This is a genomic window from Sphingobacterium sp. MAE (genome assembly GCF_056711605.1).
In genome coordinates, this window is sequence record NZ_CM160044.1 from 3,999,469 (window position 1) to 4,015,821 (window position 16,353).

Sequence of the window (16,353 nt, forward strand, 5' to 3'; positions counted from 1 at the left end):
GCACATACTAATGTTTAGTGAAATAATGACAAAATTGAAATACATGAATATAAAAGTAAACATACTGATGGCTTTCATCTTGCCCTTTGTTGTATGGTCTTGTAAAACAGAAAAAATCATCAGCAACAAGGATCTTGCCCCTGCCCTTCCTACACAATTTCGTGACCAGCAAGAAGGAGCAAAAGAAACGAGCATCGGTTCCATTCCATGGCGAGATTTCTTTCAGGACCGTATTTTACAAGATCTGATTGATAGTGCCATCCATCAAAATGTAGACATGCAGCTCGCCATCAAAAACATCGAGTCATCGAGACTGATGTTAAAACAGGCTAAAGCTAACTATTTGCCAAATTTGCAATTGCAGATAAAAGCAAACAGTACCAATCCATCCAACAATAGTATGAACGGATTAAGTCTAGGACAGTTTCTAGGTAAAAACCACGTTGAAGATTATACGGCATCACTAGGATTATCATGGGAAGCCGATTTATGGGGAAAGATAAAGAATCAGAATACAGTAGCATTATCTTCTTATTTACAAACCGAAGAAGCAAAAAAAGCAGTGCAGACACAATTGATTTCTCAAGTAGCACAGGGATATTACCAATTGCTTATGCTTTATCAGCTACATGAGATTGCGCAACAAAATCTACGTCTTAGTGACAGCACCTTGCGCATTGTCCAACAACAGTACGAAGTTGGTGATATCAGTATGCTAGCTGTAGAGCAGGTAGATGCACAACGTCTGGCAGCAGCGAGTCTCATCCCAGATTTCGAACAGCAGATCCATTTACAGGAGAATGCCATTCAAATCCTGAGTGGTCGATTACCACAGGAGATTACAATCAAGGAAAAACTGGCAAATATTGAACTTCCACACCATTGGTCAGCTGGAGTACCTGCCGATCTATTGAGCCGTAGACCCGATGTTAAGCAAGCAGAGCTTGCCGTCACAAGCGCTAAAGCCTATCAGCAATATGCAAAAGCAAGGATGTATCCTTCCTTGGTGATCAGTGCCGAAGCAGGAATTAATGCGTTCAAGAGCAGCAATTGGTTCAATATACCAGCATCTCTATTTGGCGCTATCGCAGGTAGTATCACACAGCCTATATTTCAACGTCGTGAACTAAAAACACAATATGAAATAGCACAAATTGATCAAGAAAAAAATGTCATTCGATTCAAACAAGCAGTGATTACAGCAGTTGGTGAAGTATCTGACGCTTTAGTATCAATACAAAAATTAAAAGAAAAGCAACATATCACACAGGAAAGAACCAATCGATTGAAGAAAGCTATCCAGCATGCCGATCTGCTTTTTGAAACTGGTATGGCGACTTACTTAGAAGTTATCACAGCACAAAGCAATATGCTGCAAAGTGAATTGGAACTGGCTCAAGTTAAGAAAGCCGAACTTGCTGCAGTGGTTAATCTCTACCGATCTTTAGGTGGAGGATGGACAGCTGATTAATAAAAAAGAATCAAAATTGAAAAGACGATCTAATGACCGTCAATATGAGGCAAAGGAGAGGTTGTTAAAAAATACAACCTCTCCTTTTTTTATCATTTTTATCCGTACACCCTTTAAGGAAAGTATAAGCAACCAACTATTTCATTTTTCAATTGGTTGGCCGTTATAAAACTTACTGTGCTCCTTATTTTTTAAAAAACTTTAACTTAAAGATTTCCTTTTCCCAATTTCGTTACTTTTTCGATCCAAGTTTTACGTAACTTTTCATCAGAAGTTTTAACAATGCCGATATAAGTTACTTTCACTGGAGATACACCACAGAATTGTAAGGTTGATTTTTTCAACTGGTTGACACTTGGTCGTCCATAAACAAGATGATAATACCATCCAGGTTGATCCATAGTCGTAATAATATGTGCTGTCTTTCCTTTCAAAAGCCGATCCCAAAAAACCGAATTGGGTCGATATTTAAAAGCCATCCCCGGTAAAAATAAGCGATCAATAAATCCTTTAGTTATAGCAGGAAGACCACCCCACCACACGGGATGAATCCAAACCAAATGATCAGCCCACAAAATCATTTCCCACGCCTCAAGTAAATCGGGTTCCAAGTCCATCCGCTTACTATATCCAAATTGCAAATTGGGATTAAAATCCAGATTTGCAATCGTAATTGCTCTGATTTCAGCTCCTGATTGCTTTGCGCCATCAATATAAGCCTTTACAAGAGAAAAATTGAACGAATCCGCATTAGGATGTCCATTTATTATCACTATTTTTTTCATTGAATTTATTTATATTCTTAGACAAAGGCAATCTCATCATTATTGACATCAGATAGTATTCATTTTGCACTTGCATCCTGTCCTAATTTCAAAAGTTTATAGCCTCCTATTTATACACTACAGTATGTTATCAACATCGAATTTAATAAAACCTGATCTTTTCCATTACCTATTAAATTACATTGACCGTTATCGTTTTATAATCAACTAGAAGATGATGTAAATCTTGTTTCGTATGCAATTCATGGGCAAAGTATATTCGATTTTCAACATGAGTATTAAATAATGATTCAATATGTAAAACAGTTGATAGAGCCGTCAGCTCAGCTTGACCTTTCTCACTCAGCACACTAATTTTCTTCTGTTTCCCATCACGAGCATATATCACCACATCGAAAACAGATAAATCACCATTTCCACTGGACGAGAAAACTTTTCTTCTGCTCTTGAGAGAAAGCCTCTTAAATATACCAAATCGTTGCATAGCACCCAACAGCCAAGTTATAAATTTAGAGTTGTAGGTCATTTTTACAGAGACATTCGGAATATGCTCGATTTTATGGAGAATATACAAATCAGGGACATCAAAATTATAGACTTGACGTCTTCCGATTCCGAAACCAAAATCAAAATAATCAGTATCTAAAAAGTGTGTGATATGCACGGGTTTATTATCTTCATAGCGTACAAATGGAGTGGCGACATTTTCAGCCATAAAATAGGCAGAGCTCTCTCCTGCAAGATCTTTGACGGAGTAATAGACAAATAAGTCTACCTTTTCAATATCTGTATCATTAGGAATATGAGCCTTCACTAATCCGCTGACAATACCCCCCATCCATCCAGAACTAAACACAATTCGGCTATTGATGTCATTATCTACAACCGCGTGGTATGCCTTCATTAATGCTGGAGTTGGTTTTGTAATATCAATATAATCCAAACGATGCTTAACTGCAAAATGTAAAACATTGTCTTCGTTATCATTTACACTCAACACAATAAGATCTATTTTTTTATCTAAAATAGACTGAAAAGTACCTGGTTGATTGACATCGATCGTTAAATCATTATCTTCCACAGCGGTCTTCCTACTTCCCACGAAAAGATGAGCATCCGGGTTTCTTGATTTAAGTATCCTATAAATCGTCTTCCCGACCAATCCTTTACCTCCAATAATTAAGATATTTTTTTGCATCTTTTTTTTATACAAAAATATCGTTGAAAACTTACTCTTTACAGGACATATGTCTAAAAGGTAATTGTCACTTAAGAACAGTTTTGACTATAAAGATTAATTTTCTTGACAGTACTACAATCAATCGTAGACCTCTACTTTTTTATAAAAATGAATAAGGGTAAAGAAGCATACGATTGTCATAGATAAAAAGGGATGCTTATTGAATTTCTGATACCATAGAATTTACAATTTCCACCAATTACATCACAGTATAAAAACGTTACAGAACAATAAAACACAATCATTATGTTAGGCTATTTCATTGGACAGATTTGCAAATATCGGTTAAGCGTATGCGTACAAAATCTTGCACGCTCCTTTCCTCACCTATCTTATCATGAAATTAACACGCACCGTGATAATTTTTATAGAAATCTCGCCCGTATTATATGGGAAAATTTCAATTCCAGTCAGGTAAAAGTGCAATTATCGGAATCAGCACTTGAAATCATCAATAAGCTCCAGAAACAACGACGCCAAACTATATTTCTATTGGGACATTACGGAAATTGGGAGGTGATAGCAAAAATTCCACAATTGACCCATATACCAATACAAGCCTTGTATAAACCCTTAAAAAACAAAATTTTCAACTATTTAAGTTATAAAAAAAGAACAAAGCATGGTATGCGTCTATTACCTGCTCAGCATGCATTAAGAACACTTTTACGCGAAAAACAAACTCCTTCCATCACATTTTTTATTGCTGATCAATTTCCTGGACACGACAATGGAATTGCTGTTGAATTTTTACAGCAACCGACCTTTATGTTTTCAGGTGCCGAAAAACTAGCAAGACAGTTAGATACTTATGTAGGGTATGTTTCCTTAAAACCTTTAAATAAACAAGTATGGGAACTTGATATTAAACCGATATGTGATCATGCAGCAGCAACTTCAGAAGGATTGATAACTAAGCAATTTGCGTCCATGCTGGAAAAAAGTATACAAGAAGACCCTAGTTGGTGGTTGTGGACACATCGTCATTGGAAATAAAAATAAAGGGTAAAGTACCTACCAATTGTCTTAATAAAAATCAAATTTCCCAATGGTCTTTCCTGCCCTTTACCTCAATTGGAAAACCGAAGGAAAATATGCGGTAAGGATAGCTCTAATGCAAGGTTTAGAAATGTCATTAGGATACGATTTTACGAAAAACCTAAGATTGAATCTTATTGCAGAAATGAATGGGCAAACAGCCTTACTACAACAAGAAGGAAAAGACAAAATGTTTTCACATTTATATATGATTGCTGGTTTTCGCCCAGAAATAAAAATCGGAAAAAAGATATCAATACCGCTAACCATTGGCATGAATCTGTGGCGACCAGCTCAGATCACAGATAGAACATTGAAAAGTATGTTTCAAGATAAAGAATATTACTTCCGAGCATCTCCCTACGCATCTGCAGGTTTAAAGATGCATTTATAATAAAACTAAAGAGCTAGGTATCACGTTTATGAATCAATAGCACATGAACAACTAAAAAGTGATCTCTTTTCTAATACGACTCAAATGGCGTTGGGTAATTCCGAGATAAGAAGCTAAATAGTGTAACGGGATTTGTAAAATAAATTGCGGTTGATTTTTGAGTAAAGAAGCATATCGTTGTCCAGCAGTTTCCTTTTGCAATTGAAACACCCGTTTTTCCAATTCAAGATACTGCTGCTCTGCAATAACTTTAAGAAATTGGGTCCAGATCTGATTTTCAAGCACTAATTCATCAAGTTTATTTTTTTGAATCACCAGCAGTGACACCTGAGAAATAGCCTGTATCGCTTCTACACTTGGATTTCCTGTTATAAAAGATGAATAGGCTGCAATCAAATCATTTGGAAATCGAAAACAATACGTAATATCATCGCCCTTAGGAGTTGTATAAAATGAACGAAAAATTCCCGATTGTATAAATGCGACTTCATTACATCTTTGATTTTCTCGAACAAAATAATCACCTTTATCCAAAACCCTCAATTCAAAAAGTTGAATCACTTTACTAATTTCCTGTTCTGTAAATATTTCAAAATCGCGAAAAAAATCTGCTATCATTACTGCTTATTATATATATTCTTCAGACCATCTAGCCTCTTTAGTAGTACAAATCTACATTAATATTTTCAGCAATTGATGCTATCATCTATTCAGCCATTTACTTCCGACAGTATGTAAAAACGTACGGCCATCATAAAAAGATACTGCAGGCACCAGTTTACAAAATCATATGAGCAGCAGTTTACTCGGATGGAGTTACGAGCAATATTTATTATAAAATCGATCTCACTTACAACCAATTTAAGTGATGCAAATGGATTTATAGTACAACCCTATAAATTAATTTTAGTAATTTTGAATAAGAACTGAAGCATTTATTAAAACAGATTAACATTGGAAGAACTACAATACAGCAAGATATATGGAGCACAAAACACAGGTATTCCTTTAGTGGTTTTACATGGATTATTTGGCATGTCGGACAATTGGGGGACTTTTGGTCGCAGTTTCGGTGAAAAAAGGCAGGTACATCTGCTGGACCTGCGTAATCATGGTCGGAGTTTTCATAGCGATGAGATGTCTATAGAAGCTATGGTCAATGATTTATATACTTATATCAAAGCAATTGGAGCAGATAAAATTGATCTTTTAGGGCATTCACTAGGTGGTAAAGTTGCGATGCAATTTGCAATCGATCATCCCGAAAAAGTAAGAAAGCTTATTGTGGCAGATATTGCACCGAAACCATATCCGCCGCATCATGAAGATATATTCAATGCCCTAAGTGCCGTAAATATTGAAAATGTCGAAAATAGAAAAGATGTGCAGACCGCGCTTGAAAAATATATCAAAGAGCCCGGCGTAATTCAATTTTTATTAAAAAACGTCTACATCAAAGAAAATAGAAAACTAGGTTGGCGTTTTAATTTAGATGTTTTAAAAGGAAAATATACTGATTTCATTACAGTAGGGATCAAATCAGGAGTATTTGAAGGCCCAACTTTATTCTTAGCAGGCGAAAAATCTCGATATATACTTCCAGAAGACAAGACAAACATCGAAATTCAATTTCCAAAAGCTACGATCAAAACTATTCCCAATTCCGGTCACTGGGTACAAGCAGAAAATCCACAAGCCTTCGACACTTTTGTTGCTGAGTTTTTGGATCAGTAACAAAACTTAGGACATGAACATCCCCATTTTAGAGGAAACGATTCTTGTACCAAAAAATCATTAAATGAAGCTTAAAAACACTCCTATACGTTAAGTACGGGAGTGTTATTATCAAATCCCAAAGATTGTTTTTTTTTACATTTTCTTGGTGTCTAAAATTTTGTCGATATTCGTATATCTAAGGCAAACATGGCCTCACTATAGTTGTTTTTACTAAAATATGATATGCCAGAGCAAATCGTCACATTAGAAAATGTCAAAAAGATTTATAAGACAGGCGATACGACCATAACTGCATTAGACAGCACGACTATCAGTTTTGAAACGAATAAATTGACCTTAATTATGGGTCCATCGGGCAGCGGAAAGACTACGCTATTATCTATTCTAGGTTTTGTGATCTATCCAACAGAAGGTGAAGTCGTATATAAAGGCAAAAAAGTGAGCGAATTAAAAGAATCAGATTTAGCGACGTTACGCCTACATGAAATAGGCTTTATTTTCCAGCAGTTTAACCTTATCGAACCATTAAACGCTTTAGAAAATGTCATGCAACCACTTATATTACAAGGGATAAAAATAAATGAGGCGACCAAACGAGCAAAAATAGCTTTGGAAGAAGTCGGATTAGATACCCGTATGTATACGCTTCCAAAAAGACTCAGTGGTGGACAGAAGCAACGAGTGGCCATAGCACGAGCTTTAGTAACAAGTCCATCCATGATTCTTTGTGATGAACCTACAGCTTCATTAGATGCAAAAAGCGCTGAGAGCATTATGAAAGAGCTCAAAACACTAGCTTCTAAAAACAAAGTAGTCGTCATCGTCACTCATGATTTACGACTGCGCCAATATGCGGACAAAGTAATATATGTCGAAGAAGGAAAAGTTTCAGATGCAATTAGAAATGAAGAAGATTACAAATAGGTTAACGATCATGATGGTCATTGCCATGATTGCAGGTGCATGCAGTTCGGATAAGAAACCAAAAGCTACCCAAAGCAGCGACCAGATCCTAAAACAGGTAAGCGAAGTAAAGGCAATAGGAAAAATTATTCCAGCAGAAGATTGGGCCCTTATTGCTAGTACCACCCCAGCACTGATTAAGGAAGTATTGGTCAAAGAAGGTGATTCGGTAACAAAAGGACAGATTCTTATCCAGCTTGAGCAAGGAAATGCTCCGTTGGATATCAAACAGGAGCTGGCAAAGCTCAACAGTATAAAAGCTCAAAACGCAATATCACTGGAGGATATCCATAGAGGGAAACTACATGTGCAAGAATTGCAAGATAAATATGAAACTTCAAAACAACTATTTTCCAAAAATGCGGAGACAAGAGAAGTAATGGAAACAGATTACTCCAACTGGCGTCAAGAAGAATTTATACTAGAAGGACTTCAAAAAAAATACAAAGCTCAACAGATTGCCGAAAAGGAACAATATTTACAGATACAGAAAACAAAAAATCTGGTTACAGATTTTACTATTGAAGCGCGTAAATCAGGAATCGTCATGGATTTAACTGCTCATGTTGGACAAAGTATCAGTAGTACGACTGAGCTTGGAAAAATAGTAAATGTAGTTGAACCAATTGTAGAGGCCGAAGTAGATGAATTATTTGCGCAAGACGTGAAAGTTGGTCAGTTGGTCACCATTTCCCAAGTGGGAAGAAAAGATAAAGCAATAGAGGGACATGTCATTTATACAAGTCCTATATTATCCAATAAATCCATCCTTCATGAAACCGCCAATGAAGGCGAAGACCGTCGTGTTCGAAAAATCAAAATACAGCTAAGTACGAACAACGAACTGGCCATTAACGCAAAAGTAGACTGTACGATCAAGATCAAGTAATATGTTGAGATTGGCCTATAAATTCATCAAATACGACCGAGCAAAAAGTGTCGGTATTATCACCGCTATTGTGATCAGTATATTTCTAATCGGTCAACAATTGGGACTTCTTTTTTTTCTAATGGGGCTAATGGGTAATCTAGTAGGAAACGCTCCTGTTCAAGATAACGATCTATGGATCATAGAAGCCCAGAGTAGCAATATCAATACAGTCAATAGTCTCGATCAGCGATTAGTACAACAAATCGGAAGCTTACCCGATATAGCGCAAACTTTTCCAGTGATCCTAGCACCAGCTCGAGCTACTTTTTTAGATGGAAAAACAGCTTCAGTGACTTTAGTTGGAGCCGATGCTCCAGATTATGTTATGGGTCCTGATCAAGATCGGATAAAAGAAGGGATATTATCCTCACTCACAGATCCAGGCTCAGTATCAGCTGAATTTTTTAGTTCAAAAACCTGGAATACCACCCTATTCGTCAACAAAGCTATTGAAATCAATGGACAAAGGGCTAAAATAAGTTTGATAACGAAACAAGCACAAGCATTCGGAGCCAGTCTGATGTACACCTCCACCAACAATGCAAGACTCTTAGGAAATGTCCCACCATTTAAAGTGAATATCATCATTGCTAGATTAAAACCCGGAACAGATAAAGAAAAGATCAGTAATGAGATTACGCAACTATTTCCACAATTACGGGCTTGGGATGCCAAAAAATTGCAAAAATCTACAATCAAAGAAATCTTGGTAACATCCAATATGGGCATGAGCTTCGGTACATTGGTCCTTTTTGCCATGATCAGTGGATTTTTCATCATTGGGCTCACCCTCTATTCTTCAGCTTTAGACAGAATCAAAGACTATGGTACATTAAAAGCTATTGGAGCGAAAAAAAGTTATGTTAACAAGCTCATTATAGCACAAGCTTTTTTATATGCTATAATAGGTTATTTGATTGCCATGCTTTTACTTATCGGATTCAAGTTTGGTGTAGCAGGATCAGGTTTAGTTATTGATATTTCACCAATATTTGCTTTATTTTTATTATTGATCACTTTAATTATTTCAGTTGGCGGTTCATTATTTGCGGTTCGTAAAATTGCTAAACTGGAACCAGCGTCTGTTTTTTAGTATGAAAAAGATTGTAATCATTATACTGGCCATTTTTCCAATCTTCGTTCAAGCGCAGGCCTTGAGCATAGAACAATTATGGAACAATGTCGATCAAAGCCTCACTCACCAGCAAGATTTACTACGTAAAGAAATCAAAGAACAGGAATTAAAAGAAATAAAAAGCAATCGTATTCCAGTATTTTATATAGATGCAAATTTGCAGCGCAATCTCATTATTCCAACAACACCAGTACCCGCCATCGCTTTTGACCCCAATGCATTGGATGGAGCTATTATACCCTTAAAGTTTGCTACTAAATGGTCTTCTAAAGCTGGGATCCAAATGGAGTGGAGCTTATTTGATCCTAAACGACAGCTTAATGAAAAACAGCAGTCCCTAGAAATCCAAAAAGCGGAAATCATTAGAGATCAACATAAACATGATTGGAAACATGATGCGACATTAGCATACGCTTCTGTTGTACTCGCCACACAACAATATGAAATGGCATTAAAAGATTCTGCATCTTATGCGGATATTTTACAGATTAGCAAAGCGCGTTATGAAGAGGGACGACTTCCATCCAATCAATACCTTAGCGCCCAACAAGAATACGAGCGCAAACGCATTACTCTATATGAAGCATGGTCTGTTCTCATAGATGCAGACCTAGAGCTACGTAAATATACCAACTTAGAAAACACACAGACTTTAAGTTCAAATATCGAAGCTATCAAGGGCTTTGTCGAACACCTCAAAAAAGAAAATTTTGCCATCAAATCTATAGCGCTTGATCAGCAGATCAATCTCTTGCAGAGAAGGAGCATTAAAAAGCAACTACTACCGACATTAACTGCAAATGCCTATTTAGGAAAACAATATTTCAGCAATGAATTTCGCCTCGATAAAAATAATGCTTGGTATGGAAATAGTTATGTCAATATTGCACTCCGTATCCCCCTTTCTGCTTATTTCACAGCGCAACCTACATTAAAAAAAGAAATACTAAATGCTCATGTTTTGGAATTGCAATTACAAGAAGAACAGCACATTGACCAGATCAAAACACAGCAACAGAATACTAAAATTAAGACTGCACGGCTGAAGATTGATCGCCTTCACCACATTGAAAAATTAGTCGCTCAAGCTGTAAAAGAACAAGATTCTGCCTATCGTGGAGGTAGATTGATCTTGACAGAATACCACGAATCAGTCCTTAGTTACCAAAAAGCCAAAAAAGATATTTGGCAGGCAGAATACGATTTGATCAAGTTATTATTGGATGATTCAGACAACAATCCTTCTATTAATTAAAAATACATAAGTACAAAAACATCATCCTCGCTTTGACACTCTTGCATCAATCAAGATACACCTCATCGGATCAACATGAATATTTACCTCCCATATGCCTTTCGCCTCCATTGATCACCTTGGCATTCTGATTCCGATAAACCAGCAAAGACAATCTGTTACTTATGAGTAGCATCAGCAAATTGTTTAATCGTACATACAGAAGAGCCTTACGCACCACAGGACAAAATGTAACCATATTTTCAAGCTTCATCTTAAAATTGGAATACGTGTAGATTTGAGATTTGTATAAACCGCTTTTCATACGAACTACATCACTCTGATGACAAGGTTTGATAAAGAAAAAATCCACTATACACTTGATTAAACTTTTTTGTTTTACCATGATTTTAATTTTTTGTTGACAACACAAAGATGAAGAGTGGAAAGAAAAAAGATATCCACAATGGCATCATATGACCAAAATGGCAGAAATAGGCATGATCAGGCGTTATATGACAGGATACATCATTTTTATTTGCGCAAATTAATCACAATTAACATACGAAAAGTGTACGAAGAGTGTACCGGGAGTGTACTAATTCCCTACCAATAGTGTACTGGAGATGTACTGAAGATATACTAAAAAGCTACTAAAGAGCTACTGTCATCAGTAGCTTTTGGGTTGATAAAACGTTGCTAAATGATAACGTATCGCTACACGTAAGCAGGCGCAATACTGAATTTATAAAAGCTTCAAATAGCAGTTGAAAAATTTGTACGAGGTATTAGTATAAATTAGCGATCGCTAAAAGAAGATTTAAAAAAAATCAGCTATATTCGCAACAGCTCACTAAATCATCGAATAACAGATTTTGAAATTAATTACGACAATATTACTCTTGATATCCATCACCATGATGACTTTTAGCAAGGCATTTATTGTATTGAGTTTTTATGCAAACCGAAGTGAAATTGCTACAAAATATTGTATCAACAAGCACAATATCACGATGCACTGCAACGGTAATTGCTTCTTGATGAGAGCCTTGAAAAAAGATACACAAAAGCATAAAGATCTTCAAGAAAATTTTTCAAAATCTACCTTATTAATCTGTCATCATCAATTCCCAGTCGTCAAAGACAGTCAGTATTTTCCAATTACATCTCAAAATCATGTGCGACTATCCAACACCCCGATGTGGAAGCTGTACGTTTTTAACAGACAACTCAAGCCTCCTACAGGTTATATGGCATAATCGATTTATTTCCTTAAAAATGCCTTTTCTCGATTTATCTAGCTGAGCGATCTGCATTATTCTAAAACATAGTGTCTTCTCTGTCATTTTTTATATCGACTTCTTAAAAAATAGAAATTACGAAGTCCTATTTTGGGTCTATGCGCACATAGTCTTAAACTGCGCCATATCCTTGCACAGAACAAAAAGATCATATGCAATTCTAAATACGAAGCACAATAGTTAGATGTGCTGAAGTACAGGAATTGATTTTAAAGCAAGGCAAAAAGTTCGAGTTTAACCAAAATCGATTTTGCTACAAATATACATAAGCAAATACCCGATCCTAATCCAAATTTTAGCAGGTTAGGTCTAGGGTACTGATTCCAAATAATTCTCCATATTTTTCTTACCACGCAAGTACTTATGTTCATACGCATAACACATTTTACACTTTTAATTGTCAATGCAATTATCATTTTTCTTTCCATTCATACAGCACACGCACAGTCCAAAGACCAACCTATATTAAAGCAATTAGATTCGGTATTCGTAAAAGCTCGTGTCAGCGAAAAAGACAGATCAAGCATTCAAACAGCAAGATTAAATATTACTGATTATGAAAATCCACAGGTGACAACTAGTGTAGGACCCAAACTTACTCAAAACAGAAATTATTATACCCAAACAGCCCTGTTGTCCAATGCGACCGGGGTCACTCCAAGTTGGGCTGGATTAGCTCCAAATTTTTCAATTCGTGGCTTTAGAACCCGAAGCAATTTTAGAAATGGTTTAAATGCTTACCTACAATACAGTGATGATAACAGTAACATACAACAGTTAGATGTGATCAAAGGTCCAAGCGGAACCTTGTTCGGTGGCGCAAATATGGTTTTTGGAGGTCTTATCAATGTACAAACTTACGCACCCATCGATAGTTCATTTACAAATTTTTCACTTGCGGCAGGTAATAATAATTTGCAACGCTCAAGCATAGAAGTCAACTCCCTTTTAGATTCTAGCCATAAAGCGCTATTTCGCATTTTTGGCACCTATTCTGACAGAAAAAGCTTTCAAGATCAAGGATTAAATAGAAACATCTTTTTGGCACCAAGTTTTACTTACCAACTCCATGACAAGTTAAAAGTTAAGCTTGAAGCCGAGTTTTTACGTAAAATCGCGACCAATAGTCCGCTATTTACTCCCGCCAGCCCACTCATAAATAGTCAATTGGTCAATGTACAGAACTCTAAAGATTTGGACCTCGCTTATAACAAATCGTATACGGATAATAGCTTATTATGGAAAACAACATCGATCAATTTCTATGCAAAAATAAGTTACTTAATTTCCGACCATTGGCAATCAGAAACCAATCTTGCTACGACGTACGGTACTTCAAATGGCACTTATCAAACCAATTTATTAGTAACCAATAATACGGCTGTAGCAAGAAAGGTGTTGCGGTACGACGCCGAAGATATCACCAACCACCAAGTACAACAAAATTTTATCGGTAATTTCAGCATTGGCAATTGGGACAACAAACTCCTGATTGGACTGGATTACTATCGCTATAGTTATATGGCAAATTATAAAAGTGCAGGCTATATCGATACCGTATCTATAGATAATCCCTCCCTGTCTGCCAATTTATTTAATGCTGACCTGATTACGAAAATAGTGCTGTTCCAACAACCTAACCATACTACATCACCTCAAAACACCTATTCAGCGTACATTTCGGATGTTATCAAACCATTTAATGCATTATCGATCATGCTAAGTGCTAGATACAGCAGCTTAATCAACAACGGGACAAAAGATGTATCTACAGCAATCACAACAGGGGCATATAAACAGACATCTATGACACCAAAAATAGGTATGACCTACCAGATCATTCCTAAAACATTTACTTTTTTCGCGAACTATATGAGCGGATTTCAGAACATTGCTCCCACAAGTATCAATGGAATTTTATATAATTTCAAACCTCAATATGGTACACAATGGGAATCAGGAGTTAAAATATCTGGCCTTCATCAATTGTTAGATGCAACATTTAGTTATTATAATATTCACGTCCGTAATACCGTGATGGCGGATCAAAATGATGCCACAACATATATTCAGGATGGTAAACAATACAGCCGAGGTATAGAATTGGATATCCAGATACAACCTATTCAAAATCTATTCATACATGGTGGTGCTGCCTACAATGAAAGTAAAATAACAAAAGCTGAAAACTCAACAACAGGTTTGAGACCCGTTAACTCCGGTCCTACATGGTCAGCAACTTGGTATGTGAATTATGAAACAGCAATCGTCAATGCAAGTAAATGGATACTGGGTATCGGTGGTAATTATGTAGGTCAGGATTTAATCATCAACAGCAAAACGGCAGGAAGCTTCTCTACAGACGATTATACACTGTTTAATAGTACTATTGGATATCAGTACAAGCAATTTTCCTGTAACTTTACCACAGAGAACCTGTTCAACCAACGTTACTATTATGGAGGAAGAGGATTTATCACGCAAGGAAATTTACGTCAATGTATATTATCTATGCGCTTACATTTCTAAAAATCCATTCGTCCTCTTTTAGCTTAAAGAGGACGATCATCCAACTGATTAAATAAGATGATCCATACATTTAAAATTTCAGCTTCCCCACTCCAATACTTCTTATTCATCAACAAGTTAGATTAATTCTTCTTGACACAGCTTCCTCTGGGTTCATCTCCTTCTATCAGCACCATTTCAGAATGTAAAAATTTTGCTGCATCAGCTGAATCTTTCACTTTAATCGCACTGCGCACGATCATCTCTTCTTCATAATCAACCAGTACCGCTTTTCTAATACCATCTTTTTTCCAATGTGATGACCCACATGCGCTTGATATGCCTCTCGCTAACGCAAGTGCATCCAGCAACGCTTGATTTGCCCCCTGACCTTTAAATGGGCTCATTGGGTGAGCTGCATCTCCGATAAGTGTCACCTTTCCTTTCAACCATTCTGCATCAAGAATTTCTCTATCATACACAGGATAGCCAGAGATCTGAGCTGCCTGGGTCGCAGCTAAAATCTGAGGAATCGGATCATGCCATAGCGTCCGTCGACATGCCTCCTCTTTAAGGGCTTGTGATCCTCGATCGCTCAACGCTTTAGCTTCATTTTCACTCATAGGGAAACTAAGCTGCCACATGACTGAGTCCGATGAATAAGGCATGATATAGATGCGTTCATTACCATTAGCAGTCTGAAACACAGTTGCAGAATCGAGTAAAGGGCTATGAAAATTTTCTAAAGCACTCAAAGGACATATACCCAATATAACGATACAGCCCAAGTAACGTAAAGGAGCAATATCTTCTCCTATTAACAATCTCCGGACAGAACTGCGAATGCCATCAGCTCCGACCAAAAGATCGGCTTTGGCAGTTTTCACTTCTCCATCAACTTGAAAGCTTAGCAAAAGACCATCCGACTCCGTTTCTTTAAAATCTACCAATTGATGATTCCACAGAACCGCATCATGACTACCTAATTGATCTAAAAGGGCTGAACGCAAGGATTGTCGTGCAATATGCACATTTGAACGCTTATCACCTGTGTTTGTTTTTTCAGGTACCCACTTTCTCATTCCCCATTCACCAATCACTTTTCCGTCAATCGTATGAACGACATGTTTTGTAGATATTACCCCATCCTCTAATGATAGAATGCCTAACCCTGAAATCGCTTTACTAGCCTGCTGCAAGGTGAGACCATAACCTTGAGAACGCGCATTGAAGTTAAGATCACGCTCATAGAGCGTATAAGGAATACCCCGGTGCAGACAAGCTACGGCTAATGCTACTCCACCGATACCACCACCTACAATAGCAACGTGAGGATAATTTTCATTATTGGCGAGCGGACAACTTGATGACTGTATTAAACCAGAACCATTGCAGTTCAAACAAAGAGAAAGATGTCCTTTTGGTTTAACAGGAGCTGTACCATTACCACCCGTTTTTTCAAATTGATCATATGCTGCTTGGTAGTTCAGTCGCATTTTTTTATTAAGCTTTCGACTTTTTTTCCCCCGACCCTGGCATTCCTGACAAATACACCAATTTATTCGTTCAATTTCAGCTTCTTTCACCTGCTTTCTATTTTATTTTTACTGCTATAT

At 36.8% G+C, this 16,353-nt stretch carries 14 protein-coding genes; 10 read left to right on the forward strand and 4 right to left on the reverse strand.

The window, feature by feature from the left end; genetic code table 11:
* The first annotated feature begins 43 nt into the window (after positions 1 to 43).
* A complete protein-coding gene (locus AC06G9_RS17075; protein WP_260948524.1) occupies positions 44 to 1,471 on the forward strand; it encodes a TolC family protein in 1,428 nt (475 codons plus the stop codon).
* 206 nt (positions 1,472 to 1,677) lie between these two features.
* Here the strand turns inward: AC06G9_RS17075 and AC06G9_RS17080 are convergent, their stop codons facing one another.
* Complete coding sequence (locus AC06G9_RS17080; RefSeq protein ID WP_045752137.1) at positions 1,678 to 2,256, reverse strand: NAD(P)H-dependent oxidoreductase; 579 nt, start codon at positions 2,254 to 2,256, stop codon at positions 1,678 to 1,680.
* Between the two features lie 172 nt (positions 2,257 to 2,428).
* Complete coding sequence (locus AC06G9_RS17085) at positions 2,429 to 3,454, reverse strand: saccharopine dehydrogenase family protein (protein WP_045752136.1); 1,026 nt, start codon at positions 3,452 to 3,454, stop codon at positions 2,429 to 2,431.
* Positions 3,455 to 3,742: 288 nt separating this feature from the next.
* Here AC06G9_RS17085 and AC06G9_RS17090 point away from each other — a divergent pair, with 288 nt between their 5' ends.
* Positions 3,743 to 4,492, forward strand: coding sequence for a lysophospholipid acyltransferase family protein (locus tag AC06G9_RS17090; protein ID WP_045752135.1), 750 nt, complete (start codon positions 3,743 to 3,745; stop codon positions 4,490 to 4,492).
* A 52-nt stretch (positions 4,493 to 4,544) separates the two neighbouring features.
* Entirely contained in the window at positions 4,545 to 4,928 is a 384-nt protein-coding gene (locus AC06G9_RS17095) for a DUF6268 family outer membrane beta-barrel protein (RefSeq protein ID WP_052627423.1), read from the forward strand.
* Positions 4,929 to 4,979: 51 nt separating this feature from the next.
* On the opposite strand, the gene AC06G9_RS17100 is transcribed toward AC06G9_RS17095, so the two are convergent.
* Positions 4,980 to 5,546 carry a Crp/Fnr family transcriptional regulator gene (locus AC06G9_RS17100; RefSeq protein WP_480956838.1) on the reverse strand — a complete coding sequence of 189 codons (567 nt, stop codon included), beginning with the start codon at positions 5,544 to 5,546 and terminating at the stop codon, positions 4,980 to 4,982.
* Positions 5,547 to 5,882: 336 nt separating this feature from the next.
* On the opposite strand from AC06G9_RS17100, the gene AC06G9_RS17105 reads away from it, so the two are divergent.
* From AC06G9_RS17105 to AC06G9_RS17135, 7 genes are all read left to right on the forward strand, one after another.
* Positions 5,883 to 6,662 (forward strand): alpha/beta fold hydrolase, encoded by a 780-nt coding sequence (locus AC06G9_RS17105; RefSeq protein ID WP_045752133.1) that lies wholly within the window; start codon positions 5,883 to 5,885, stop codon positions 6,660 to 6,662.
* 225 nt (positions 6,663 to 6,887) lie between these two features.
* The gene (locus tag AC06G9_RS17110) at positions 6,888 to 7,589 is read left to right on the forward strand and encodes an ABC transporter ATP-binding protein (protein ID WP_045756057.1); all 702 of its coding nucleotides are present in this window, start codon (positions 6,888 to 6,890) and stop codon (positions 7,587 to 7,589) included.
* Positions 7,570 to 8,517, forward strand: a complete 948-nt coding sequence (locus tag AC06G9_RS17115) for an HlyD family secretion protein (protein ID WP_170114502.1) — start codon at positions 7,570 to 7,572, stop codon at positions 8,515 to 8,517. The genes AC06G9_RS17110 and AC06G9_RS17115 overlap by 20 nt, the downstream gene beginning before the upstream one ends.
* A 1-nt stretch (position 8,518) precedes the next feature.
* Positions 8,519 to 9,652 carry an ABC transporter permease gene (locus AC06G9_RS17120; RefSeq protein ID WP_045755063.1) on the forward strand — a complete coding sequence of 378 codons (1,134 nt, stop codon included), beginning with the start codon at positions 8,519 to 8,521 and terminating at the stop codon, positions 9,650 to 9,652.
* Position 9,653: 1 nt separating this feature from the next.
* Positions 9,654 to 10,949: a TolC family protein gene (locus AC06G9_RS17125; protein ID WP_480956839.1), complete on the forward strand. Its 1,296-nt coding sequence runs from the start codon at positions 9,654 to 9,656 to the stop codon at positions 10,947 to 10,949.
* 896 nt (positions 10,950 to 11,845) lie between these two features.
* A complete protein-coding gene (locus AC06G9_RS17130) occupies positions 11,846 to 12,187 on the forward strand; it encodes a hypothetical protein (RefSeq protein WP_480956840.1) in 342 nt (113 codons plus the stop codon).
* Between the two features lie 405 nt (positions 12,188 to 12,592).
* Positions 12,593 to 14,758 (forward strand): TonB-dependent siderophore receptor, encoded by a 2,166-nt coding sequence (locus AC06G9_RS17135; RefSeq protein WP_480956841.1) that lies wholly within the window; start codon positions 12,593 to 12,595, stop codon positions 14,756 to 14,758.
* A gap of 122 nt (positions 14,759 to 14,880) precedes the next feature.
* Here the strand turns inward: AC06G9_RS17135 and AC06G9_RS17140 are convergent, their stop codons facing one another.
* Entirely contained in the window at positions 14,881 to 16,233 is a 1,353-nt protein-coding gene (locus AC06G9_RS17140; protein ID WP_094772551.1) for an FAD-dependent monooxygenase, read from the reverse strand.
* Positions 16,234 to 16,353 lie beyond the last annotated feature (120 nt).

What these genes read in the sequence shown, in the direction of transcription:
- AC06G9_RS17075 (WP_260948524.1), top strand. Translation starts at nt 44, where the DNA reads ATGAATATAAAAGTAAACATACTGATGGCTTTCATCTTGCCCTTTGTT.
- AC06G9_RS17080 (WP_045752137.1), bottom strand. Translation starts at nt 2,256, where the DNA reads ATGAAAAAAATAGTGATAATAAATGGACATCCTAATGCGGATTCGTTC.
- AC06G9_RS17085 (WP_045752136.1), bottom strand. Translation starts at nt 3,454, where the DNA reads ATGCAAAAAAATATCTTAATTATTGGAGGTAAAGGATTGGTCGGGAAG.
- AC06G9_RS17090 (WP_045752135.1), top strand. Translation starts at nt 3,743, where the DNA reads ATGTTAGGCTATTTCATTGGACAGATTTGCAAATATCGGTTAAGCGTA.
- AC06G9_RS17095 (WP_052627423.1), top strand. Translation starts at nt 4,545, where the DNA reads ATGGTCTTTCCTGCCCTTTACCTCAATTGGAAAACCGAAGGAAAATAT.
- AC06G9_RS17100 (WP_480956838.1), bottom strand. Translation starts at nt 5,546, where the DNA reads ATGATAGCAGATTTTTTTCGCGATTTTGAAATATTTACAGAACAGGAA.
- AC06G9_RS17110 (WP_045756057.1), top strand. Translation starts at nt 6,888, where the DNA reads ATGCCAGAGCAAATCGTCACATTAGAAAATGTCAAAAAGATTTATAAG.
- AC06G9_RS17115 (WP_170114502.1), top strand. Translation starts at nt 7,570, where the DNA reads ATGAAGAAGATTACAAATAGGTTAACGATCATGATGGTCATTGCCATG.
- AC06G9_RS17120 (WP_045755063.1), top strand. Translation starts at nt 8,519, where the DNA reads ATGTTGAGATTGGCCTATAAATTCATCAAATACGACCGAGCAAAAAGT.
- AC06G9_RS17125 (WP_480956839.1), top strand. Translation starts at nt 9,654, where the DNA reads ATGAAAAAGATTGTAATCATTATACTGGCCATTTTTCCAATCTTCGTT.
- AC06G9_RS17130 (WP_480956840.1), top strand. Translation starts at nt 11,846, where the DNA reads ATGATGACTTTTAGCAAGGCATTTATTGTATTGAGTTTTTATGCAAAC.
- AC06G9_RS17135 (WP_480956841.1), top strand. Translation starts at nt 12,593, where the DNA reads ATGTTCATACGCATAACACATTTTACACTTTTAATTGTCAATGCAATT.
- AC06G9_RS17140 (WP_094772551.1), bottom strand. Translation starts at nt 16,233, where the DNA reads ATGCGACTGAACTACCAAGCAGCATATGATCAATTTGAAAAAACGGGT.